Annotated in this window: 3 protein-coding genes, 3 pseudogenes and 1 other annotated feature; of the genes and pseudogenes, 4 read left to right on the forward strand and 2 right to left on the reverse strand. The window is 62.0% G+C overall.

Features of this window, described 5'->3' with window-relative positions; genetic code table 11:
* Together GCT19_RS40740 and GCT19_RS40745 are read left to right on the forward strand one after the other, a co-directional pair.
* Positions 1-1812 (forward strand): DEAD/DEAH box helicase (locus GCT19_RS40740; RefSeq protein ID WP_193727526.1); only part of this gene is annotated, 1812 nt, incomplete at its 5' end.
* 23 nt (positions 1813-1835) lie between these two features.
* A complete protein-coding gene (locus tag GCT19_RS40745) occupies positions 1836-2114 on the forward strand; it encodes a hypothetical protein (RefSeq protein ID WP_129964173.1) in 279 nt (92 codons plus the stop codon).
* Positions 2115-2225: 111 nt separating this feature from the next.
* On the opposite strand, the pseudogene GCT19_RS40750 reads toward GCT19_RS40745, so the two are convergent.
* Positions 2226-2495 (reverse strand): annotated as a pseudogene (locus tag GCT19_RS40750) (IS3 family transposase); the annotation flags it as partial.
* Between the two features lie 143 nt (positions 2496-2638).
* On the opposite strand from GCT19_RS40750, the gene GCT19_RS40755 reads away from it, so the two are divergent.
* Positions 2639-4078, forward strand: a complete 1440-nt coding sequence (locus GCT19_RS40755) for an integrase catalytic domain-containing protein (RefSeq protein ID WP_227749487.1) — start codon at positions 2639-2641, stop codon at positions 4076-4078.
* A gap of 189 nt (positions 4079-4267) precedes the next feature.
* On the opposite strand, the pseudogene GCT19_RS40760 reads toward GCT19_RS40755, so the two are convergent.
* Positions 4268-4692 (reverse strand): annotated as a pseudogene (locus GCT19_RS40760) (transposase); the annotation flags it as partial.
* Positions 4286-4402 (reverse strand) — a sequence feature (AL1L pseudoknot). Its footprint overlaps the pseudogene before it by 117 nt.
* Positions 4693-4735: 43 nt before the next feature.
* Here GCT19_RS40760 and GCT19_RS40765 point away from each other — a divergent pair.
* Positions 4736-5198, forward strand: a pseudogene (locus GCT19_RS40765) (IS6 family transposase); the annotation flags it as partial.

Below are 5198 nucleotides of genomic sequence, written 5' to 3' on the forward strand. Positions count from 1 at the left end.
GAGCGCCTCGAGCCGCTGCTGGCGGAACTGTTCCGGCGCGACCGGCGCTGGCTGTCGGGCGAACTCGATACGATTGCCGATGACGAAATGATCGAGCTGAGAACCAATCGGAGCGAACGGCTGCGCCTGCGCGCCGACCGGCTCAAACCGGTCGTGCGGATACTGGTCGATCTGTTCGAGTCTGTTGGAGAAGGTTCCCTGCGGATTTCCGAACTGGATGCCGGCCGCCTCGAAGCACTGAACGATACGGGCCGCTGGCAGTTCCACGGCGATGCGTCAATTCGCCAGCTCGCGCAGCGCCTGCAGGCCGGACCAGGTCTGGCCGAGGTACCCGTGCCGCGCGGATTGCAGGCTGAATTACGCGCGTACCAGCATCAGGGCTTAAGCTGGATGCAGTTCCTGCGCGAGCACAACCTGTCGGGCGTGTTGGCCGACGACATGGGACTCGGCAAGACCGTGCAGACACTGGCCCATGTGCTCGCCGAAAAGGAGGCAGGTCGTCTCGAGCAGCCCGCGCTGATCGTCGTGCCGACCACGCTGGTCCACAACTGGCGCGAGGAAGCGGGACGTTTCGCGCCCGGCCTGAAAGTCCTCGATCTGAACGGGCCCGAGCGCCGCGATCGTTTCGACCAGATCGGCGAACACGATCTCATCCTGACGACCTACGCGCTGCTGTGGCGCGATCAGGCCATCCTCGCGCGGCATGACTATCACCTGCTGATCCTCGACGAGGCCCAGTACGTCAAGAACGCCACGACCAAAGCGGCAGCTACCATCCGCGAACTGCGCGCGCAGCACCGCCTGTGTCTGACCGGTACGCCACTCGAAAATCACCTGGGCGAGCTGTGGTCCCAGTTCGATTTCCTGCTGCCCGGGTTCCTTGGCAGCCAGAAAGATTTTACGAAGCGCTGGCGCACGCCGATCGAGAAAGGCGGCGACACCGTGCGGCGCGAGCTGCTCGCACGCCGAATCCGCCCGTTCATGCTGCGCCGGCGCAAGGATGAGGTTGCGACCGAACTGCCGCCGAAGACAGTCATCGTGCGCACCGTGGACATTGAAGGTGCGCAGCGCGATCTGTATGAAACGGTACGCGCCGCGATGCAGGAAAAGGTCCGGACCGCCGTTGCCGCACAGGGACTCGCCCGCAGTCACATTATCGTGCTCGAGGCGTTGCTCAAGCTGCGTCAGGTCTGCTGCGATCCGCGCCTCGTCAAGCTGGAGAAAGCGGCACAGGTCAGGGAGTCAGCCAAGCTTGACCTGCTCCTCGAAATGCTCCCGGAACTGATCGACGAAGGGCGCCGCGTGCTGCTGTTCTCGCAGTTCACCGGGATGCTGGCGCTGATCTCGGCGGCGCTCGAGAAGGCCGCCATCCCATACGTCATCCTCACCGGCGACACCACCGATCGCATGACGCCCGTGCAGCGCTTCCAGCAAGGGGAAGTGCCGCTCTTCCTGATCAGCCTGAAGGCCGGCGGTGTTGGTCTGAACCTGACGGCAGCCGACACCGTGATTCACTACGATCCGTGGTGGAACCCCGCCGCGGAAAACCAGGCGACGGATCGTGCGCATCGTCTCGGCCAGGACAAGCCGGTGTTCGTCTACAAGCTGATCGCCGCCGGCAGCATCGAGGAAAAGATCGTCGCGCTGCAGGAGAAGAAGGCCGTGCTGGCCGATAGCATTCTGTCCGAAGATGGCGCCGGCGCGGTCAAGTTTTCAGCCGACGACCTCGATGCGCTGTTTGAACCGATTCCGGATGTCTCGCCGGCCGCAGCGGCCCGTCCGCGCGCCAGGACCGGTACGCAGGGCCGATGATGTCCAGTTTCTCTGCAAATTCCATGACCCCAGCCGATTTTCCGTTCCCCGCACAAGCCGGCCACCGGCTCACCATCGCCCACGTCGAGGCCGCGCTCTCGCGCTGGCGTGAGCGCAAACCAGTCACCCTGCACACCTCGACCTCCCCGGGCGAAACCCTCGCCAGACTGATTGCGCGAATGACGACCCGCCGCGAAACCACCGTCCGGTGGATTGACCTCATTTTTGTGGAACGTCACGCGCTCGGTATCCTCTATCCGCATCCGGTCGGTAACGCCTGGCCCGGGTTGCCCCCTGACTGAAGCGACAATCAATTTCTCCAGTCGGGCCTGTGATGTTCAAGCCGTTGCCGATCGGTCAAATTTCTCTTTCTGGCTCATCGACTTAGCATCGTTTTGGCGAAAAATTGACGAATTGCGGCCAACCCTCTCCTTCGGGCACGGCGAACCGTCGCTCACTGTCGTGCGTACCGTCTTGCCCCGCACCACACCGCGTAGGCCCATCTGCTTCATCAGCCGCTCGACCGTGCAGCGCGCCACGACAATGCCTTCCCGCTTCAATTGCGTCCAGACCTTGTCCACACCATAGACCTGGAAGTTTTCTTCCCATACGCGCCGGATCTCATCCTTGAGCATCCTGTCGCGCCGGGCCCGCGGCGGCGCCAGGCCAGGATCGGCGCGGCGGCCCACGTTAGAGAGCGTCAAGCAGCGCGGCCGGTCAGCGACAACTATTTTGGCCGGCGCATTGACTCAGGATTTTTGTTACCAAGCGGTACCTGTTGCCTCATGTAATTTGTTACCCGTCAGAATGCTGGCGGGGACGACTTATGACGAGGCGGCTCAGCATGACAACACGACGGGAATTGACTGAGGCGGTTGGCGAGCGGTATCGGCGTTCTGACCGGACGGAGAAACGCCAGATCCTGGACGAATTCATTGAATTGACGGGCTATCACCGTAAGCATGCGATCCGGGTGCTGTGCCGGGTTCCGCAGCCGCAAAGGGCGAAGCCAGGTCCGCAGCGACGCTATGACGACGAAGTGCGTGCGGCGCTGATCACGCTGTGGGAGGCTGCCGACAGGATCTGCGGCAAGCGGCTGAAGGCGCTGATCCCGACGCTGATCGACTCGATGACACGGCATGGTCACCTGTCGCTATCGAAGGACGTGCGCCAACGGCTTAAGCAGATCAGCGCCGCTACCATTGACCGGCTGCTGCGCGACGTGCGCGAACAGGCCTTCTCCGGCCAGCGCCGGCGCGCCGGAGGAATCGGCAATGCGATTCGCCGTGCGGTGCCGATCCGCACGTTCTCTGACTGGAACGATCCGTTGCCCGGCTATCTCGAGGTCGATTTCGTTGAGCATTGTGGTGGTACCAAGGTCGACGGCGACTTCGTGCACAGCTTCGTGATGACAGATATCGCGACCGGCTGGACCGAATGCCTGACCATGCCGTATCGCAGCGGGGCGTTCGTTCTCGAGCACATCGAGCGTGTGAGCCGTGCCTTGCCGTTTCCGCTGCGTGGTCTGGATTGCGATAACGATACTGCCTTCATGAACGCGGCCATGCTTGACTTCTGCAAGGCAGCGGGTATCGAACTGACGCGCTCACGTGCCTACAAGAAAAACGATCAGGCGTGGGTCGAGCAAAAGAATGGCGCCATTGTGCGTCGCCTCGTTGGCTATGGCAGGTTACGCGGACTCGAAGCCACGGCAACCCTTGCTTCCCTGTACGAGGTGTCGCGGCTGTACATCAACTTCTTCCAGCCGTCATTCAAGCTGAAATCGAAGACCCGTCACGGCGCGAAGGTGACAAAGCGCTATGAGACGCCCTTGACGCCGCTTGAGCGCGTGCTGCGTTCTGCTTCGGTGTCGGATGCAGACTGCGTGCCCAGTTCAGAGCGCTCGACCCACTGGATCTCTTACGTCGAATGCGCGACGCCCAGCAGCGTGTCGCCGAATGCAGTGCTTCCGGAGCGGCGCCGACGGAGACAAAGCCATCCGGTCAAGTTCCACTCGCGGATTTCCTGGCGAGCCTTGGAACGGCGTGGCAGGCCGGAGAGGTCCGGCCGACGCATCATCGAAAAGCGCGCGTCCCACATGACTGGCGTACCCGGGAAGATCCGTTCGAGCATACCTGGCCGAAGATACAGCAGTGGCTCGAAGCGGAGCCCGGCATTACCGCGCAAAAGCTCCATGAGCGTCTCACTTCGATGGCTCCCACCATGTATTCCGGCGCGCAGTTGCGCACCTTGCAGCGCCGCGTGAAGGCATGGCGATCCAACCGTGCCAGAGAACTGGTGACGCGGATACTCGGCGATGCCGACGCGATGACGGCTGGCGCCGCTACGCAGCGCCAGCCGTCATCGCAAAAAAACCAGAGAGTGACAATTACCCGGGAGTAACATCATCCCGTGAGGCAACACGCCGGCCAAGCTAATTGTCGCCGCCCACCACGTGCTTGTAGTACGTCGACGGTGCGATCGGCAGCACCCTGCAGATCGGCTCGACTCCGTAGACGTGCCGATGATCATCGATGAACGTGATCATCACTTCGGTCGGCGGTCGAGCTCCGCCTGTGCGAAATACGCTGACGCCTTGCGCAGGATTTCATTGACCTGCCGAAGCTCACGCACTTCCCGCTCCAGTTCCTTGATCCGATCCTGCTCCTGCGTGCTCATGCCCGGGCGCAAACCCCGATCCCGCTCTTCCTTGCGCACCCAGCTACGCAGCGTTTCGCCCGAGCAGCCAAACTTCGCTGCAATCGACGCAATCACTTTCCATTGCGATTCGCGGTCGCCTTGATGTTCCAGTACCATTCGCACAGCCCGCTCACGAACTTCCGGCGAGTACCTTGGGGACTTCTTCTTGGTGTTTTCCATAGCTCCATTTTCTCAAGAAGTGGAGCCTCCGGAAATCCCGGGGCGGTTCAATTTCCGGTTCCAACTTAGCCTGCGTGATATTGAAGAACTGCTGTCGAGCGCGGTGTCGTTGTCAGTTACGAGACGATCCGCCGCTGGTGCGACAAATTCGGCGCGGGCTTCGCCCATCGCGTCAAGGCTGCTCGCCGCAAGCCTGGGCGCACATGGCATCTGGACGAAGTCTTCGTTACGTTGCGCGGTGAGCCTTATCTGCTCTGGCGGGCAGTCGACCAGCACGGCGCCGAACTCGACATCCTGCTGCAGAAACATCGCGACAAGGCCGCAGCAAAGCGTTTCTTCAACCGCGTGCTGGCCGCCTGTGCCGACACGCCACGAAGGATTGTCACCGATCAGTTGCGCAGCTATCCGGCCGCGAAAGCGGAGATCCCCGAACTGGCGAACGTCACGCATGTGTTCGTCAAAGCCAGCGCCCGCGTCAACAACCGCGCCGAGAATAGTCATCAGCC

The organism is Paraburkholderia atlantica, from assembly GCF_009362785.1.
GTDB lineage: Bacteria > Pseudomonadota > Gammaproteobacteria > Burkholderiales > Burkholderiaceae > Paraburkholderia > Paraburkholderia atlantica.